Below are 16,996 nucleotides of genomic sequence, written 5' to 3'. Positions count from 1 at the left end.
GACGCCTTCTCGTCCGGCCCCAGTGCCGGACCCCGGCGCGGGAACCGCCGGGACGTCGTCGGCCGGTACCGTGCCGATGGGTTCCTGGTGCTTTTCGCAGGCGGTGGCGAGCAGCAGGCAGGCTGCAGCCGCGAGTGCGGCGCATATCGAGGACATCGGAATCTCCACGGGCGGGGACGGGTGAGCCTCCCACCGCACGGGCGATGCGTGCGTGAACAGGGGCGGTTACCGAATCCTGAAGCCGGCCGCGACGTGGACTGCACGGCCCAGGTGCCAAGGTGCGCGCTCGACAGGCATGGAGCGCGAGATGAACGACGACGCACAGACGCCGCCACCCCAGCAGCAGACCCACCAGCCGGGCCGGCAGTCCGAGATGCATCCGCAGCCGATGAGTATCCGCGACAGCTACCGCGGCTCCGGGCGGCTCAAGGACAAGGTTGCCCTGATCACCGGCGGCGACAGCGGGATCGGCCGCGCGGTGGCGCTGCATTTCGCGCGCGAGGGCGCGAACGTGGTGATCGGCTATCTCGACGAGGACCAGGATGCGGCAGAGACCGAGCGCCTGGTGGCGGCGGAAGGCGCGACCTGCACCCGCATCGCCGGCGACGTGGGCGAACCCGCGTTCTGCCGCGAGCTGGTGCGCAGGACAATCGAGGAGCACGGCAGGCTCGACATCCTGGTCAACAACGCCGCCGAACAGCACACGGTGGACGATCCGCGGCAGCTCACCCCGGCGCAGGTCGAACGCACCTTCCGCACCAATGTCTTCGCCTACATCAACCTGGCGACGGCCGCGCTCGAGCACCTCGGCGAGGGCGGCAGCATCATCAACACCGGGTCGGTCACCGGTGTACGCGGCCACGAGAAGCTGATCGACTACGCCTCGACGAAGGGCGCCATCCACGCGCTCACCTTCTCGTTGGCGCAGGCGGTGGCCGAGCGGGGCATCCGGGTCAACGCGGTCGCGCCGGGACCGATCTGGACGCCGCTCATCCCCGCCAGCTTCACCGCCGAGGAAGTCGCGGAGTTCGGTGGCTCGACGCTGCTCAAGCGCCCCGGCCAGCCGGCGGAGGTGGCCCCGGCCTACGTCTTCCTCGCCAGCGAGGAGGCGTCGTTCATCACCGGCCAGACCATCCACGTCAACGGAGGAGGGCATATCAGTGCGTAATTCCCATCGATCACGCCGCGGCTCGCGCCTGGACGACGAGCGCAACGTGGCCGGCGTCGGAGAGCTGCGCGCCGTCGCCGAACGGCTGCTCGAAACCGGCGCCCAGTACCTCGAGCAGGGCCGCGAGTGGCTGCACGCGGCGACACGCAAGGAGCGGGACGGCGGACACCATGGGCCGGGCCATCGCGCCAGCCAGGAGGGGTTCGGCCCACCGCGCGGAGGTTTCCGCGACAAGGACGACGACTTCGGCCCCTACGCCCCCGACGAGACTGCGTTTTCTTCCACCGGCGGTCATTACGACGCGCGCGCGCGGGCGGGTTACGACTACGACGACCACCGCGCGCGCGACTTCGACGACCATGCCGACCGGCTGGCACGCGGCCGCGGCGGACCGCAGCGCGGCGGCAGGCGCGACGACCCGTTCGAGGCCTGGGCCGAGACCTACCTGCCCGGCAGTTACGGATTCGGCGGGGAAGGGCGCAGCCAGACCGGCGCACCCTCAGGCAGTGGCCGGACACGCCACGAGCGCGGCTTCGACGAGGTCGCCGGCCGCTGGGAACGCACCTACCGGGCGCAGGGCTATGGCGGTCATCGCGGCCGCGGTCCCCGCGGATACACGCGGTCGGACGAGCGCATCCTGGACGAGGTCAACGAACGGCTCTGCGACGATCCCATCGTCGACGCCACGGACGTCGAGGTGCGCTGCGAGCGCGGCTGCATCGTGCTCGAGGGCCGGGTGCCGACGCGCTGGATGAAGCATCGCGCCGAGGACATCGCCGACGCGGTCTCCGGCGTCAAGGACGTGGACAACCGCATCCGCGTCTCCGCCGAGGAGCCCGTCGCGCAAGGCGACTTCGACACCGGGCGAGCCAGGTCCGGTGCGACGTACTCGCCAGATGGGCGGCCCGGCTCGAAGTCGTATTCGACGGGCGCGGGATCTTCCCCCGGCGCGTCCACGGACCAGGAGGCCAAGGCGACCTCGGCGCCTTCGTCGGGATCCACCGCCGCCGGCGCGGGTACAGGCGCCGGGCCGGCGCAGGCCAGCATGTCGCCGCAGGAGCCGCAGTCACCGCATTGAGCGGAGACCGGCCCGCTTCCGTATGGATGCCGGGCACAGAAGGCGCGGTGGTGCACCGCGCCTTCACCCTTGGCCAAGCACCCTGCCGCCTGGCCAGAGTCTGGAATGCACATGGGGACTGCGCGCACGATCCCGGTCTGGAGCGACGTGACCGCCCAAACCGCCGGGTGGTGGAGCGAGGCCGCTCCTGAAGGACCGCTCGATATCGTTGTCGTCGGCGCCGGCATCGCCGGCCTGAGCACGGCGCTCTGCCTGCTGCGCGAAGGCCGGCAGGTCCTGCTGGTGGACCGCGAAGGCATCGGCGCGGGCGAAACGCTCCGCACCAGCGCCCATCTCGCATCCGCACTGGACGACCGCTTCAGCGTGCTCGCCCGCGATCACGGCCGCGATGGCGCCCGCCTGGCCGCCGAGAGCCATGCGGCTGCGATCGACTGGATCGAGATCCTCGCGTCGGGGCACTCCTCCGGCTGCGGCTTCAAGCGCATCCCGGGCTACCTGTTTCCCCACGATGGCGATGCATCGACGTTGCGACGCGAGGCGGAGGCGGCCGCACGCGCGGGGCTGAAGGTGCAGCTGCTCGACCAGGGAGTGCCTGGCCTGGCCATCCCCGCACCCGTCCTGCGGTTCGAACACCAGGCCAGGATCGATATCGGCGCCTACCTGCTTCACCTGGCCGGCGCCGTCCGGCAGGCGGGCGCGCAGCTGTTACGCGCCAACGTCGCGTCCATCGAAGGCGGCGATGCGCCGCGCGTGGTGCTCGCCGACGGTGCCACGCTGCAGGCGCGTGCGGTGGTGGCAGCCTCGAACGTGCCGTTCCACGCAACCCGCGTCGGCTGGATGAAGCAGGCGCCGTACCGCACCTATGTGGTGGCCGGCCATGCGCCTCGGGATTCGATTCCGGACGCGCTGTACTGGGACGACGCCGATCCCTACCACTACGTGCGCCTGTGCGAGGGTGGCGGAGCGGACGAGGTGCTGGTCCTCGCAGGCGGAGCGGACCACAAGGTCGGGCAGGACGACGATCCGGAAGTCTATGCGCGGCTGCAGGCGTGGACCCGTCGGCACTTCCCCTCCGTCACCCGCTTTACCGCCGCCTGGTCCGGGCAGGTGCTCGAGCCCGCCGACGGGCTCGCTTTCATCGGCGCCGACCCGCAGCACGAGAACGTCTACCTGCTGACCGGCGATTCGGGCAACGGCCTGACCCACGGCACCCTGGGCGCATTGCTGCTGTGCGACCTGGTGCAGGGTCGGTCCAACCCGTGGGCCGAACTCTACGATCCGGCGCGGCGGCGCTGGACGAGCGCCGGCCCATGGCTGCGCGAGAACCTCAACGCCGGGGCCCAGTACCGCGACTGGGTGGCGCCCGCGGATCTGTCCGATCCGGCCGAACTCACGCCGGGCAACGGTGCGGTGATCCGCCGCGGACTCCACCGGATCGCGGTGTACCGAGACGGGCATGGTGCGCTGCACGCGCACGATGCGCGCTGTACCCATATGGGCTGCGTGGTGCGCTGGAGCAGCGAGGAGAAGTCCTGGGACTGCCCCTGCCACGGGTCGCGCTTCGAGGCGACGACCGGCGCCGTCCTCAACGGCCCGGCGAGCGAGCCGCTGGCGCCCGTCGCGCTCGACCCCGCCGCGCGGGACCCGGATTCACCACCGCCCGCACCTTCGCATGTCGCGCGCAGCGGCTGGCCAGCAGCAGGCCCAGCCCGAACGCGGCATACGCCGCCGCCACGCCGGCCGGTCCGATCCGGTGCTCGAAGCCGGGACTGAGCCGGCGGGGGACGACGTGGTAGTCCACGACGTAAGCGAGCGCCGCGGTGCCTGCGGCACGGACCACCTGCCCGCGCAAGGGGGCCTGCGCGGGACGCGTCGTTTCGTACACGCAAGCCCAGAGCAGCGAACTGGCGTGGTGTATCGCGTAGCCTGTCGCGGTGTACCGCAGCGAAGGACGCGAGACATGCCGTGCCCGCGGATACCAGAGCCACTGGCTGGCGGCATTCGTGCCGGCGGCGGTCGCCCCGCTGCGGCGCCGGCTGAAGACCGACACCACGAGTGTGCTCAACGCACTGGCGAGGCCTCCCGAGCCGAACACGCGGGCGGCGAAGGACATGGGCGTGCCGCCCGGCTGCGCGTGCTGGTCCTCGGGGCGGGGCTGATCGGCTCGGCACTGGCGAAGGCGCTGGCCTTGCAGGGACATGATCCACTCCTCGTAAGCCGGCGCCCGGATGCCACCGCCGGGACGCCCGGCATCGACTTTGGCGCATTGCCCGACGACCGTGCGCTGTTGGACATGCTCGCCGGCGTCGACGTACTGGTGAATACGGTCGGCATCTTTCGCGAACCAGCAGACCAGTCCTTCGATGCAGTCCACGTGAAAGGCCCGCTGGCGCTCTTCGACGCCGCGCGTCGCGCAGGCGTGCGCCGCATCGTGCAGCTCTCGGCACTGGGCGCGGCCCCCGCCTCGCCGTTGCCGTATTTCTCCAGCAAGGGCAGGGCAGAGCGGTTGCTGCGGGAGATCGGCATCGACCATGCGATCGTGCGGCCGTCGCTGGTCTTCGCGCCGGCGGGGACCAGCACGCGCTGGTTCGCGCAGCTGGCGAGCCTGCCGCTGCTGCCGTTGCCGGGAGGCGGTACCCAGCAGGTCCAACCACTCCATCTGGACGATCTGGTCCACGCATTGGTCCGGCTTGTCGAGGCGCGAAGCGTGCCGGGCTCGCTCGACGCGGTCGGCCCGCGGCCGCTGCCGCTGCACCGGTATCTCGACCTGTTCCGCCGCGCCATGGGCGTACCCGGCGCGAGCGTTCCGGTTCCCCGTGCCGTGGCGAGTCTCGGGGCCGCGGCTCTCGGCAAGGTGTCGCCCGCGCTTCCCGTGAATGCCGATGCGCTGGCGATGCTGGATGCGGGCAACACCGCCGATCCGGCGCCCTTCGCACAGTGGCTGGGCCGCGATGCGCGCGATCCGGCCGCATTCGTCGCCGGAGCGGCGGACCTGCGCTGGCCGGCCCTGCTGGGGTGGAGCGTGCCGCTGATGCGCCTGGCGCTCGCGGCGATGTGGATCGCCACCGGCATCGTCTCGCTGTGGCTGTACCCGCGCGAAGCGAGCCTGGCCCTGCTGGCCGAAGTCGGCCTGCGGGGGGCGCTGGCCGATGCCGCGCTGGTCACGGCCGCCCTGCTCGACATCGCCCTCGGCATCGGACTGCTGGCTCGGCGCTGGCGCCAGCCGGTGTACCTGGGGCAACTGCTGCTGGTGCTGGGCTACACGGCCATCATCACCCTGTGGCTGCCGGCACAGTGGCTGCATCCGTTCGGGCCGGTGCTCAAGAACCTGCCGCTGCTCGCGATGATCCTCGCCCTGTGGTCGCTCGACCGGAAGCCATGGACCTGATCCTGGTCAAATACCTGCACGTGCTCTCGTCCACGCTGCTGTTCGGGACGGGCATCGGCACGGCGTTCTATCTGTTCTTCGTCAGCTGGACGCGCGACGCGCGCGTGGTGGCGCCGGTCGCCAGACTGGTGGTGGCCGCGGACTGGATCTTCACCGCCACGACGATCGTCTTCCAGCCGCTCAGCGGTTTCTACCTGGCCCATCGCATGGGCCTGCACTGGACCACGCCGTGGATCTTCTGGTCGACCGTCCTGTTCGTCATCGCGGCCCTGTGCTGGCTTCCCGTGGTCTGGCTGCAGATCCGCCTGCGCGACATCGCCGTCGACGCCGCGCAGGACGGGCGCGAGCTTCCGCCGGCCTACGCCTCGCACCTCGGCGCCTGGGCCGCGCTGGGCGTGCCGGCGCTGGTGTCGTTCCTGGCGATCTTCTACATGATGGTGTCGCGGCAGGTGCCGTTCGCGGGGTGACCCCGCCATCGGATTCACCGGTCCTTAGCGGGCGCGATGCTATCCAGCATCGATGGATGCCTTGCTCCTGTCGCGGATCCAGTTCGGTTTCGTCATCAGTTTCCATGTCCTGTTCCCGGCCTTCACGATCGGACTGTCGAGCTGGCTGGCGTTCCTCGAATTCCGCTGGCTGCGCACCCGCGACCCGGTGTGGAAGGACCTGTATTTCTTCTGGCTGAAGATCTTCGCGGTGTCGTTCGGGATGGGCGTGGTCAGCGGCATCGTCATGAGCTTCCAGATCGGCACCAACTGGTCGGTATTCGCCGAGCGCGCCGGCGCGGTGATCGGGCCGCTGCTGGGCTTCGAAGTGCTGACCGCGTTCTTCCTGGAAGCGACCTTCCTCGGCGTGATGCTGTTCGGCTGGAAGCGCGTTCCCGACCGGCTGCACTTCCTGTCCACCTGCATGGTCGCGCTGGGCACGCTCATCTCGACCTTCTGGATCCTCTCGGCCAACAGCTGGATGCAGACACCGCGCGGCTTCGAGCTGGTCGACGGCATGTTCCACGTCACCTCGTGGCGCGAGGTCATCTTCAACCCCTCGTTCCCGTACCGGCTCGTGCACATGACGCTGGCCGCGTTCCTGACCACCTGCTTCGTGATCGGCGGCGTATCGGGCTGGTACCTGCGCCGCGGCCTGCACCGCGATCCGGCCCTGCGGATGCTCAAGCTGTCCATCGCCTTCGCCCTGATCGTGGTGCCGCTGCAGATCCTCGCGGGCGACCTGCACGGCCTGAACACCGCCGAGCACCAGCCGCTCAAGGTCGCGGCGATGGAAGGCCACTGGGAGCGCCAGCCGGAAGGCGAGGGGATGCCGCTGCTGCTGTGGGCGGTGCCCGACCAGGCCGCCGCCACCAATCGCCAGGAAATCGCGATCCCGCGCCTGGGCGGCCTGATCCTCACCCACACCTGGGACGGGCAGATCGAGGCGCTGGACATCGCCCTGCCCGAGGATCGTCCGCCGGTGGCCCCGGTGTTCTACGCGTTCCGGGTGATGGTCGGACTGGGCATGGCGATGCTGCTGCTGGCGCTGGCCTCGGGCCTGCGCTGGCGACAGGGCCGGCTGGAGAGCGCACGCGGGCTGCACCTGGCCTGGAACGTGATGCTGCCCTCGGGCTTCGTCGCCATCCTCGCCGGCTGGTTCGTCACCGAGATCGGCCGCCAGCCCTGGGTGGTGTACGGCCAGCTGCGCACTGCGGACGCCGTGAGCGATATCACGACGGCCAGCGTGGCGATCTCGCTGGGCGTCTACATGTTCGCGTATGCGGTGGTGTTCGGTTTCGGCACCGCCTACATCCTGAAGATGCTGCGCCGCGGACCGCTGCCGCACGAGCCGGAGCCTGAGACCGAGGGCGGGGACCGGACGCCGGCGCGGCCGCTGAGCGCCGCCGACGCCACGCTGGAAGAGGGGACACGCTGATGCCGGTGGAGACCTGGCTGCCCGTCGTGTGGTTCGGGGTCATCGGCTTCGGCGTGCTGATGTACGTCGTCCTCGACGGCTTCGTGCTGGGCCTGGGCATCCTCGCTCCGTTCGCCGAGGACGAGGACCAGCTCGACCTGATGATGAACACGGCCGCGCCGATCTGGGACGGCAACGAAACCTGGCTGGTGCTGGGCGGGGCGGGGCTGCTGGCCGCGTTCCCCGCCGCGTACGCGCTGGTGTTATCCGCGCTGTACCTGCCGGTGCTGCTGATGCTGGTGGCGCTGGTGTTCCGGGGCGTCGCCTTCGAGTTCCGCTTCAAGGCCGGCAGCACGCGCTGGCTGTGGGGCTGGGCGTTCGCGCTGGGATCGCTGTGCGCGGCGTTCTGGCAGGGCGTGATCCTCGGGGCGCTGGTCGAAGGCATGCCGGTGGAGGAGGGGCGCTACATCGGCGGGCTGCTGTCGTGGTTCAGCCCGTTCTCGATGTTGACCGGCGCCGCCGTGGTATTCGGCTATGCGCTGCTGGGCAGCACCTGGCTGATCCTCAAGACCGAAGGCGACCTGCAGCGCGTGGCGCGCGTGCTCACGCGCCCGCTGGTGCTGGTGGTCGCGGTCTTCATGGGGCTGGTGAGCGCCTGGCTCCCGTTCCTGGATTCGCGCGTGATGGAACGCTGGTTCGAGGACAACAACTTCTGGTGGCTCTCACCGGTGCCGGCGCTGACCCTGCTCACCGCGTTCGCGCTGTGGCGGGCCGCGATGGCGCAGGGCCGCGATGCGCGCCCGTTCGTGCTGACGCTGTGCTTCTTCGGACTCGGGTTCGCCGGGCTGGTGCTGGGAATGTGGCCCTACCTCGTGCCGCCGTCGCTGACGATCTGGGAAGCGGCCGCGCCGCCTTCCTCGCAGGGTTTCATGCTGGCGGGGGTTGCCGTGCTGCTGCCGGTGATCCTGGGCTACACCGCGTGGTCCTACCGCGTGTTCCGCGGCAAGATCCTGGCCGAGCAGGGCTACCACTGAACCCTCCGCCAGGCGCGGCGCGATGACTCAGCTCAGGGCCGTGGCCGCGTCGTAGGACAGGCGGGACGCACCCGCGCCCTCCAGCGCCTGCTGCACGGCAGGCAGTTTCTCGGGTTCGGCATCGACGACCACGAGCACGCTGCCCGATTCCAGCTCCGCCTGGAACTGGCGCCGGATCGGATCGCGGATCGAAGCGCCCGCGAGCGATCCGCCCAGGCCGCCCATCGCGGCGACGATGCCGGTGGAGAAGATCAGCGCGTAAGCCGGCATGCCCCAGAGCAGCATGATCGCGATACCGGCCACCAGCCCGATCACCGCGCCCATCAGCACGCCGCGCATCGCGGACGGCACCAGGTCGCTGTCGGCCAGCTTGCGACGGTTGCTGACCCGCCGGACCTCGGTATCCGAGCGGGCGATGATGCGGACGTCGTCGTCGGGAATCCCGCCCTGCGTGGCCAGGCGCGCCACGCGGTTGGCGTCCTCGACGCTGCCGGTCTTGAACACGCTGCGATGCTTGATGGACATGCTGGACCTCGCTGGCTTAAGCCTGGGATCGATGCCCGAAGTCTAGGTAGCTGCGTGTGCGGCGAACGTGTACAGCGGCAGTGGAGATCGCAAAGGAGTAAAGCGAAGCGTTGGGCGGAGCAGCGAGCTTTGGGGGTGCGCTGAAGGCATTACGGCGCTTTGGGAAGGCGGCAGGTCCAGCCAAGGTCGCTCTTGATTTCGCATAATGCATATTATGTTATAATCTGCCTGCGCCAATTCTCGCGAGTTGGCTGCTTACTCGACGGCGCCGCTGGGCGTTGAACTGCCTCCGGCGATGCGGGCCGGCCTTGAACTGCCTATGGCCAGCGAAGACATCGACTCCCTCCATCCGTGGACTTGGCCAGATGGCGCGTGTCCCAACGCATGTCGTCCACACAGCGCATGGCGACAGGATCCGTCCTTGGGCCCGGCACCTCTGCACCCACTCCGGGCAGCCGCGCGCCTGATCGATGGAGCCGACAGCCAGCCTGGCTTCCGGCACCCAGCGGCGCGCATCCGGTCCGATGCAGCGCAGCTTCACCGCGTTCGCGCCGGACATGCACACGCGCCCCGTATCCAGCACGCGCATTCCGTATCAAAATCGCGCAGCGGCGATCGAAGCGATGCCGCCATCGAACGCTCTTCGGATCGTTGAAAAAATCCTGTTGACGGACTCGGAAACCGCCCCTACAATTTCGCGCTTTCCAGCCCGTGGGGCCATAGCTCAGCTGGGAGAGCGCCTGCATGGCATGCAGGAGGTCGGCGGTTCGATCCCGCCTGGCTCCACCACAATTCGCTGCACGTTCCGCTGCACAGGCCGCGCGGTAACGAACAACTTGTTTACCGCGTCCCCATCGTCTAGAGGCCTAGGACATTACCCTTTCACGGTAGCGACCGGGGTTCGAATCCCCGTGGGGACGCCATCTTCTGACAACGCCCGCGCAAGCGGGCGTTGTCGTTTACGGGATCTTGCTCACAGGCAGAACCCCGCAGCGGTTGAACTGCTGCCGCAGCGCCGCTGCGACCCGACGCAAGCGCCGGATCCAGCAGGCGCCTCTACCCGTGATGCCAGCGTTCCCGATGCACCCGGACCGCCCCCGGCCATGCCTCGCATCGCCCGGACTTCGCGCGCGACGGACGCCGCGGCCCGGTCACTCCACCGGCGCCAGATCCACCCGCGCGGCCACTTGCCGCAGCGTGGCCACGCCGTGTCCACCCTCGGCCAGGTACTGCAGCCATTTGCCCAGGAAGGTGTTCATCCGCATGCGGTGGTCGAGCACTTCGGCTGCCGGCGGGTACATCCCGATCACGTCCTGCCAGCGCCGGCCCACGTAACAGTGGGTCGCCTCTGCCTGGCGCGCGTCGCGGTAGAGGCGCAGGAAGGCCGAGGGGTCGGGTTCGCCGGTCAGCGGGTCGCGCACCGTGTAGGTCAGGCGGAGCTCGCTGGTGTAGGCGTGTTGCTCCAGCACGTCCAATCGCACGTCCAGACCGTTGCCCACGCTGGACACATAGCGGCCCGGCGCCAGGTCGCCCGGTTCGAACAGCCGGGTGATGCGCTGGTAGTTCTCGGCATACAGCCCCATCAGCCAGCCGAACCGACCGAGCTTGGGAATCTGTGCGCTGCGCTTGGCGACCTGGTGCATGGCTCGATCCTACACGCTGGTGCCGAGCGCGGGCAGGATTGAATAAACCCTGCAAAGCCCCTACGTTAAGAAAGTCGCCGGCGGCCATCAGGCGCAACTCCCGCCCTCACGCGACGCGCACGCGCCCTCCCCCGTTCAGTACATGACCCGCTGCAGGCCCAGGGTCGACATGACCTTGCTCGAGATTTCCTCGATCGATACGTGGGTGGTGCTGAGCACCGGGATCCGCTCGGCACGGAAGAGCTTCTCGGCCGCCGCCACCTCGCGCTTGCAGGTCTCGAGCTTTGCGTAGGACGAATCCGGGCGCCGCTCCTGGCGGATCTGCTGCAGCCGGACCGGGTCGATCGTCAGTCCGAACAGCTTGGACCGGTGCGCGCGCAGCCGCGGCGGCAGGCGATCGTGTTCGAGATCCTCGTCCGTGAGCGGATAGTTGGCGGCGGCCACGCCGTGGTGGAGCGCGAGGTAGATGCAGGTCGGCGTCTTGCCGGCCCGCGAGACCGCCACCAGGATCACGTCGGCCTGGTCGTAGTTGATCGACATGCCGTCGTCGTGCGCCAGCGCGAAGTTCATCGCGTTGATGCGGCGGTGGTAGGTTTCGAAGTCGACCATGCCATGTGCCTGCCCGACCTTGGCCTGCCGCTGCTCGCCCAGCTCGGCTTCCAGCGGTGCGATGAAGGGCTCGAACACGTCCAGCATCAGCGCGCCGCTGTGCCCCAGCGCTGCCGTGATCTCGGGATTGACCGAGGAGTTGACCACGATCGGCCGCACCCCCCGCGCCTCCCCTTCCGCGCGGATGCGTTCGGCCACTTCGAAGGCCCGCTCGACACTGTCCACGAAGGGAATACGGCTGGTGTGGAACCGTTGTCCGCCGAACTGGGTCAGCAGGCTGTGGCCGACGGTTTCGGCGGTAATGCCGGTGCCATCGGAAACATAGAACACGGGTCTGGTCGTTGACAACGCTGTCTCCTTGCCTACGGGCGCCTGCCGTGGCCTGCATGGGGGCTAAAATAACGTCCTTTTCGACCGGGCGCCGCCCGGTTGTTTTCGTCTTTCGCCACGTTTCGGGAGTTCCGCCTTGAACCAGCCTGCACCGCAACCGTCCGGATCGACGGCCAACATCCTCTGGCTGCACGACCTGCGGCTGTCCGACCTGGCCCAGGTGGGCGGCAAGAATTCCTCGCTCGGCGAGATGATCGGCGAGTTGTCGGGACTCGGGGTGTCGGTCCCCGGCGGCTTCGCGACCACGGCCGAAGCCTTCCGCGCCTTCATCGCCCACAACACGCTGCACCAGCGCATCTTCGATCGGTTGGCCACGCTGGATGTGGAGGACGTGGACGCACTGACGGCGGCCGGCGGCGAGATCCGCGGCTGGGTGATCGACGCGCCACTGCAGCCCGAGCTGGACCGCGAGATCCGCGAGGCCTACGCCAGGCTGTGCGCCGACAACGGCGGCGGCGACATCGCCGTGGCGGTGCGTTCCTCGGCCACCGCCGAGGACCTTCCCGATGCGTCTTTCGCCGGCCAGCAGGAGACGTTCCTCAACGTCACCGGCGCCGATGATGTCGTGCGCAAGGTCAAGGAAGTCTTCGCCAGCCTCTACAACGACCGCGCCATCGCCTACCGCGTCCACCACGGGTTCAAGCACGAGGACGTGTTCCTGTCCGCCGGCGTGCAGCTGATGGTACGCTCGGACGTGGGCGCCTCGGGCGTGCTGTTCACCCTCGACACCGAGTCGGGCTTCCGCGACGTGGTGTTCGTCACCTCCAGCTTCGGCCTCGGCGAGATGGTCGTCCAGGGCGCGGTCAACCCGGACGAGTTCTACGTCTACAAGCCCACGCTCAAGGCCGGCAAGCCGGCGATCCTGCGCCGTTCGATCGGCGCCAAGCAGCTGCGCATGGTGTATTCCGACCAGCCCGGCGAACGCGTGCGCACCGAGGACACGCCGGCAGAACTGCGCAAGACGTTCTCGATCAGCGATGCCGACGTGCATGAGCTGTCCAGGCAGGCGCTCGTAATCGAACAGCACTACGGCCGCCCGATGGACATCGAGTGGGCGAAGGACGGCGTGACCGGCAAGCTGTTCATCGTGCAGGCGCGTCCGGAGACGGTGAAGTCGCGCGCCAAGGCGACCCAGATCGAACGCTACTCGCTCGAGCAACGCGGCACCGTGATTGCCGAGGGCCGCGCCATCGGCCAGAAGATCGGCAGCGGCGTGGCGCGCGTGGTGCGCAGCCTCGAGGACATGAACCGCGTGCAGCCCGGCGACGTGCTGGTGGCCGACATGACCGATCCCGACTGGGAGCCGGTGATGAAGCGTTCGTCCGCCATCGTCACCAACCGCGGCGGCCGCACCTGCCACGCCGCGATCATCGCCCGCGAGCTGGGCGTGCCGGCCGTGGTCGGCACGGGCAACGCGCTGGACGCGATCGAGGACGGCAAGCCGGTGACGGTGAGCTGCGCCGAGGGCGACACCGGTTTCATCTACGACGGCACCCTGCCCTTCGAGCGGATCACCACCGACCTGACCTCGATGCCCGAGGCGCCGCTCAAGATCATGATGAACGTCGCCAACCCGGAGCGCGCGTTCGACTTCGGCCAGCTGCCGAACGCCGGCATTGGCCTCGCGCGCCTGGAGATGATCATCGCCGCGCACATCGGCGTGCATCCCAACGCGCTGCTCGAGTACGACCGCCAGGACGCGGAGACGAAGAAGAAGATCGACGAGAAGACCGCTGGCTACGCCTCTCCGGTCGACTTCTACGTCGACCGCCTGGCCGAGGGCATCGCCACCCTGACCGCGTCGGTGGCGCCCAACCCGGTGATCGTGCGCCTGTCGGACTTCAAGTCCAACGAGTACGCCAACCTGATCGGCGGCCCGAACTACGAGCCGCACGAAGAGAACCCGATGATCGGCTTCCGCGGCGCCAGCCGCTACGTCGATGCGTCCTTCGCCAAGGCCTTCGCCCTGGAATGCCGCGCGGTGCTGCGCGTTCGCAACGAGATGGGCCTCGAGAACCTCTGGGTCATGATTCCCTTCGTGCGCACGCTCGAGGAAGGCCGCAAGGTGGTCGAAGTGCTGGCCGAGAACGGCCTGCGCCAGGGCGAGAACGGCCTGAAGATCATCATGATGTGCGAGGTGCCCTCGAACGCCCTGCTGGCCGAGGAGTTCCTGGACATCTTCGACGGCTTCTCGATCGGCTCCAACGACCTGACCCAGCTCACCCTGGGCCTGGACCGCGACTCCTCGATCGTCGCCCACCTGTTCGACGAGCGGAACCCGGCGGTCAAGAAGCTGCTGTCGATGGCGATCAAGGCCGCGCGCGCCAAGGGCAAGTACGTCGGCATCTGCGGCCAGGGCCCGAGCGACCACCCCGACCTGGCGCAGTGGCTGATGGAGGAAGGCATCGAGTCGGTGTCGCTCAATCCCGACACCGTGGTCGACACCTGGCTGAAGCTGGCCAAGTCGAAGGCCAGGGGCTGAGCCACCTCACGGCGGCTCGCGGCAGGCATGCCGCGGGCCGTCGGTCGATCCATCGGGGTCGCCCCGCGCGACCCGGGCGTCCGGCCTAACCGCGTCCGGCCCGCTCCGTGAACGGCCTTGCGGGCACTGCCTTCCCCTCGCGCGCCAGCCGGTCGTAGGCCTCGCGCACCGCATCCTCCCCGTACCGACGCTCCAGTCGCCGCACGATGAAGTGGCCGCGCGCCATGTCCTGGTAGTAGTCGGTGAACATGGTATTGAGCGCGGCTCCGGTGGCGGCGCCGACGATCGGCACCGCCTGTGCGGCGAACTTCTCGGTCACCACCACGCCGAAGCGCGTGGCCACCTTCTCGACCAGCTTGGCCAGCCACTTGCCGGCCTCCTTCGAGCCGATGCCGCCGGTCAGGCCCTGCCCCGCCAGGCTGCGGCCGGCCAGTTCGGCCGACAGGTGCCGCATGACGTCGGCCGTGAACCCGCGGGCGAGGTAGTAGCCGGTTTCGCTGGCGTCGTCCTTGCCCGACTTGCCGCCCAGCGCGAACACCTCCAGGCAGGCCTGCTGCGTGCCCGGCTCGGAGAGATCGAAGCCTTCGCTGCGCGCGACGTCGGCGACCGCCCGCATCATGATCGTGGTCGACACCGGCAGTTCGACGAACAGCGCGGCGAAGCCGAACGCGCCGCCCACCGCGCCGGTCGTGGCCGCGGCCAGCTTGTGCCAGCGGGTCGAAGCGCCGCGGCCCGGAGCGTTGTCCATGCTCCACAACGCGACCTGCGCCGAACGGTACAGCGCCGCTTCGACCGCGCCGTGGATGCGGCCGGACACCGAGTCCGGCAGCGCGCGCACCGCGAACTCCAGCGGCGTGCCCACCAGGCTGGCCATGCGCGCGGTGATGGTGGGCGCTTCCAGCAGGGCGACGGCGCGTCGCAGCTCGGCGCCATCCAGGGTCGCGTGGGACAGGCCTTCGGCCGGTTCGATCATCTGTGCCATGCCGCGATGCTAGCGCCCCGGACGGGCACGCCGCAGCCCCGGCACGGCACGCGGTTCAGCCGGCCGCGGGCAGCCCCGACAACGGCCCCATGTGCCGACGGTAGTGGCGCAGCTCCTCGATCGAATCGTGCACGTCGCTCAGCGCGGTGTGCGCCGCGGCCTTGCGCACGCCCGACAGCACCTGCGGCGCCCAGCGCCGCGCGAGTTCCTTGATCGTGCTGACGTCGAGGTTGCGGTAATGGAAGAAGCGTTCCAGCGACGGCATCTGCCGGTGCAGGAAGCGGCGGTCCTGGCAGATCGAATTGCCGCACATCGGCGACTGGCGCGGACCCAGCCACTGCTGCAGGAACTCGAGCGTGCGCTGTTCGGCCTCGTCCATCGCCACGCCCTCTTCCAGTACCCGCCGCCACAGCCCGGACTTGCCGTGCTGGTTGCGGTTCCATTCGTCCATCGCCTCGAGCGTGGCCAGCGGATGCGCGATCGCCAGCGACGGGCCCTCCGCCAGCACCTCGAGCGAGGCGTCGGTGACGACCGTGGCGATCTCGAGGATCGAGTCGCGATCGGTATCCAGTCCGGTCATCTCCAGGTCGATCCAGACCAGGCGGCCGTTGCCCTGTGCGTTGTCGTGCTGTGCCATGCGCTCGCGGCGATTGTCGGGACGGGGCATGATAACCCCGTCGCCCCCACCGCCCTCCCCGATGCCATCCAACGCCCCGCTGGCCCACTACGCGATCCTGACCGCGATGCTCGCGCCCGCGTTCTTCCTGACCGCGACCGCCGCGCTCCTGGCCTCGGCCAATGCGCGCCTGGCCCGGATCATCGACCGCGCCCGCCAGTTGCTCAAGGACCTGGCGGAGATCGAGGACCCGGCCGAACGCCGCGTCCTGGAGCAGCGCGTGGTGGTGCAGCGCCGCCGCAGCCAGATCATCCTGCGCGCCAGCCAGCTGCTGTACGTGGCGATCAGCTGCTTCGTCGGCACCAGCCTGCTGGTCGCGGGCGATTCGTTCTTCGACCACGCGTTCGGACCGGGCCCGACCATCATGGCCGTGCTCGGCGTGCTGGCGATGTTCGGATCGAGCCTGCTGCTGGCCAGCGAGGCGTCGATGGCCGTGCGCGCGATCAACGACGAGATGGACGACCGCCACCGCTTCGCCAACCGTCGCGGCGCCTCGCCGCAGGACTGAGGTTCCCGCCGCCGCTACAGCGGGGGCTTGCCGCGCTTGGCACGGAAGTAGTTGGACAGGCGCCGGCCCGCTTCCTCGCCCAGCACCCCGCCCTGCACCGAAACGCGGTGGTTGTGGCGCGGATCGGCCACGAGGTCGAACACGCTGCCGCAAGCCCCGGTCTTGGCATCGGCAGCGCCATAGACCAGGCGCGCGACGCGGGCGTGCACCAGCGCCATCGCGCACATCGCGCAGGGCTCGAGCGTCACGTAGAGCGTACTGCCGAGCAGGCGATGGTTGCCCAGCCGGCGGCCCGCTTCGCGCATCGCCATGATCTCGGCGTGCGCGCTGGGATCGTGGTCGGAGATGTTGCGGTTCCAGCCCTCGCCCAGGATCTCGCCCTGGGCCGAAACCAGGACGGCGCCGACCGGGATCTCGTCGTCCTCCCGCTGCGCGCGGTCGCCCAGGGCCAGGGCGTGCTGCATCCAGCGTTCGTCGGCCGCTGCGTCAAAGGCTGGCGCCTTCAGCAGTTGCCTCGAATCGTCGAGCAGCTTGTAGAGCACGCGCGTGGCGGCCAGCAAGCCGTGCGGCTTGTAGGCGTACTCGGGGATGTCGCCTGCGGTGCGGTAGCC

General features: G+C 69.4%; 15 protein-coding genes and 2 tRNA genes. 11 read left to right on the top strand and 6 right to left on the bottom strand.

Annotation, left to right across the window (positions count from 1 at the left end; translation table 11 throughout):
- Positions 1 to 307 precede the first annotated feature (307 nt).
- The 7 genes from ACFQ2D_RS01920 to cydB all read left to right on the top strand — a co-directional run bounded on the left by ACFQ2D_RS01920 (position 308) and on the right by cydB (position 8,570).
- On the top strand, positions 308 to 1,168 hold the full coding sequence (locus ACFQ2D_RS01920; RefSeq protein ID WP_280941908.1) for an SDR family oxidoreductase: 861 nt from the start codon (positions 308 to 310) through the stop codon (positions 1,166 to 1,168).
- Positions 1,161 to 2,246 carry a BON domain-containing protein gene (locus ACFQ2D_RS01915; RefSeq protein WP_280941907.1) on the top strand — a complete coding sequence of 362 codons (1,086 nt, stop codon included), beginning with the start codon at positions 1,161 to 1,163 and terminating at the stop codon, positions 2,244 to 2,246. Before ACFQ2D_RS01920 ends, ACFQ2D_RS01915 begins: the two co-directional genes overlap by 8 nt.
- 111 nt (positions 2,247 to 2,357) lie before the next feature.
- Entirely contained in the window at positions 2,358 to 4,019 is a 1,662-nt protein-coding gene (locus ACFQ2D_RS01910; protein ID WP_280941906.1) for an FAD-dependent oxidoreductase, read from the top strand.
- A gap of 187 nt (positions 4,020 to 4,206) precedes the next feature.
- Positions 4,207 to 5,634 (top strand): SDR family oxidoreductase, encoded by a 1,428-nt coding sequence (locus ACFQ2D_RS01905; protein ID WP_280941905.1) that lies wholly within the window; start codon positions 4,207 to 4,209, stop codon positions 5,632 to 5,634.
- On the top strand, positions 5,625 to 6,101 hold the full coding sequence (locus tag ACFQ2D_RS01900) for a DUF2269 family protein (RefSeq protein WP_280941904.1): 477 nt from the start codon (positions 5,625 to 5,627) through the stop codon (positions 6,099 to 6,101). The genes ACFQ2D_RS01905 and ACFQ2D_RS01900 overlap by 10 nt, the downstream gene beginning before the upstream one ends.
- Before the next feature lie 52 nt (positions 6,102 to 6,153).
- Entirely contained in the window at positions 6,154 to 7,557 is a 1,404-nt protein-coding gene (locus tag ACFQ2D_RS01895) for a cytochrome ubiquinol oxidase subunit I (RefSeq protein ID WP_280941903.1), read from the top strand.
- Positions 7,557 to 8,570, top strand: coding sequence for a cytochrome d ubiquinol oxidase subunit II (cydB, locus tag ACFQ2D_RS01890; RefSeq protein ID WP_280941902.1), 1,014 nt, complete (start codon positions 7,557 to 7,559; stop codon positions 8,568 to 8,570). The genes ACFQ2D_RS01895 and cydB overlap by 1 nt, the downstream gene beginning before the upstream one ends.
- A 27-nt stretch (positions 8,571 to 8,597) precedes the next feature.
- Here the strand turns inward: cydB and ACFQ2D_RS01885 are convergent, their stop codons facing one another.
- A complete protein-coding gene (locus ACFQ2D_RS01885) occupies positions 8,598 to 9,095 on the bottom strand; it encodes a hypothetical protein (RefSeq protein WP_280941901.1) in 498 nt (165 codons plus the stop codon).
- 713 nt (positions 9,096 to 9,808) lie between these two features.
- Here ACFQ2D_RS01885 and ACFQ2D_RS01880 point away from each other — a divergent pair.
- Both ACFQ2D_RS01880 and ACFQ2D_RS01875 read left to right on the top strand, forming a co-directional pair.
- Positions 9,809 to 9,884 (top strand) — tRNA-Ala (locus tag ACFQ2D_RS01880).
- Between the two features lie 58 nt (positions 9,885 to 9,942).
- Positions 9,943 to 10,018: transfer RNA gene (locus tag ACFQ2D_RS01875), tRNA-Glu, on the top strand.
- A 228-nt stretch (positions 10,019 to 10,246) separates the two neighbouring features.
- Here the strand turns inward: ACFQ2D_RS01875 and ACFQ2D_RS01870 are convergent.
- Both ACFQ2D_RS01870 and ppsR read right to left on the bottom strand, forming a co-directional pair.
- Positions 10,247 to 10,738, bottom strand: a complete 492-nt coding sequence (locus ACFQ2D_RS01870) for a DUF1249 domain-containing protein (RefSeq protein WP_280941900.1) — start codon at positions 10,736 to 10,738, stop codon at positions 10,247 to 10,249.
- Positions 10,739 to 10,873: 135 nt separating this feature from the next.
- Complete coding sequence (ppsR, locus tag ACFQ2D_RS01865) at positions 10,874 to 11,695, bottom strand: posphoenolpyruvate synthetase regulatory kinase/phosphorylase PpsR (RefSeq protein WP_280941899.1); 822 nt, start codon at positions 11,693 to 11,695, stop codon at positions 10,874 to 10,876.
- Between the two features lie 118 nt (positions 11,696 to 11,813).
- Between ppsR and ppsA the strand changes: the two genes are divergently transcribed.
- Positions 11,814 to 14,219, top strand: a complete 2,406-nt coding sequence (gene ppsA / locus ACFQ2D_RS01860) for a phosphoenolpyruvate synthase (protein WP_280941898.1) — start codon at positions 11,814 to 11,816, stop codon at positions 14,217 to 14,219.
- Between the two features lie 85 nt (positions 14,220 to 14,304).
- On the opposite strand, the gene ACFQ2D_RS01855 is transcribed toward ppsA, so the two are convergent.
- Together ACFQ2D_RS01855 and orn are read right to left on the bottom strand one after the other, a co-directional pair.
- The gene (locus ACFQ2D_RS01855) at positions 14,305 to 15,201 is read right to left on the bottom strand and encodes an EcsC family protein (RefSeq protein WP_280941897.1); all 897 of its coding nucleotides are present in this window, start codon (positions 15,199 to 15,201) and stop codon (positions 14,305 to 14,307) included.
- 55 nt (positions 15,202 to 15,256) lie between these two features.
- The gene (gene orn, locus ACFQ2D_RS01850; RefSeq protein WP_280942056.1) at positions 15,257 to 15,838 is read right to left on the bottom strand and encodes an oligoribonuclease; all 582 of its coding nucleotides are present in this window, start codon (positions 15,836 to 15,838) and stop codon (positions 15,257 to 15,259) included.
- 61 nt (positions 15,839 to 15,899) lie between these two features.
- Here orn and ACFQ2D_RS01845 point away from each other — a divergent pair, with 61 nt between their 5' ends.
- A complete protein-coding gene (locus tag ACFQ2D_RS01845) occupies positions 15,900 to 16,385 on the top strand; it encodes a DUF2721 domain-containing protein (RefSeq protein WP_280941896.1) in 486 nt (161 codons plus the stop codon).
- Between the two features lie 14 nt (positions 16,386 to 16,399).
- Here ACFQ2D_RS01845 and tadA read toward each other — a convergent pair whose 3' ends face one another.
- Complete coding sequence (gene tadA, locus ACFQ2D_RS01840) at positions 16,400 to 16,891, bottom strand: tRNA adenosine(34) deaminase TadA (RefSeq protein ID WP_386795545.1); 492 nt, start codon at positions 16,889 to 16,891, stop codon at positions 16,400 to 16,402.
- Positions 16,892 to 16,996: the final 105 nt, after the last annotated feature.

Origin of the sequence: Luteimonas composti (assembly GCF_042678665.1) — a bacterium.
In the GTDB taxonomy this organism is placed as follows: domain Bacteria; phylum Pseudomonadota; class Gammaproteobacteria; order Xanthomonadales; family Xanthomonadaceae; genus Luteimonas; species Luteimonas composti.
This window is presented reverse-complemented; position numbering and strand designations above follow the sequence as displayed.

Coding starts and splice junctions, on each gene's coding strand:
- ACFQ2D_RS01895 (WP_280941903.1), top strand. CDS start 6,154: ATGGATGCCTTGCTCCTGTCGCGGATCCAGTTCGGTTTCGTCATCAGT.
- ACFQ2D_RS01905 (WP_280941905.1), top strand. CDS start 4,207: ATGCCGTGCCCGCGGATACCAGAGCCACTGGCTGGCGGCATTCGTGCC.
- cydB (WP_280941902.1), top strand. CDS start 7,557: ATGCCGGTGGAGACCTGGCTGCCCGTCGTGTGGTTCGGGGTCATCGGC.
- ACFQ2D_RS01845 (WP_280941896.1), top strand. CDS start 15,900: ATGCCATCCAACGCCCCGCTGGCCCACTACGCGATCCTGACCGCGATG.
- ACFQ2D_RS01910 (WP_280941906.1), top strand. CDS start 2,358: ATGGGGACTGCGCGCACGATCCCGGTCTGGAGCGACGTGACCGCCCAA.
- ACFQ2D_RS01900 (WP_280941904.1), top strand. CDS start 5,625: ATGGACCTGATCCTGGTCAAATACCTGCACGTGCTCTCGTCCACGCTG.
- ACFQ2D_RS01855 (WP_280941897.1), bottom strand. CDS start 15,201: ATGGCACAGATGATCGAACCGGCCGAAGGCCTGTCCCACGCGACCCTG.
- orn (WP_280942056.1), bottom strand. CDS start 15,838: ATGGCACAGCACGACAACGCACAGGGCAACGGCCGCCTGGTCTGGATC.
- ACFQ2D_RS01885 (WP_280941901.1), bottom strand. CDS start 9,095: ATGTCCATCAAGCATCGCAGCGTGTTCAAGACCGGCAGCGTCGAGGAC.
- ACFQ2D_RS01920 (WP_280941908.1), top strand. CDS start 308: ATGAACGACGACGCACAGACGCCGCCACCCCAGCAGCAGACCCACCAG.
- ACFQ2D_RS01870 (WP_280941900.1), bottom strand. CDS start 10,738: ATGCACCAGGTCGCCAAGCGCAGCGCACAGATTCCCAAGCTCGGTCGG.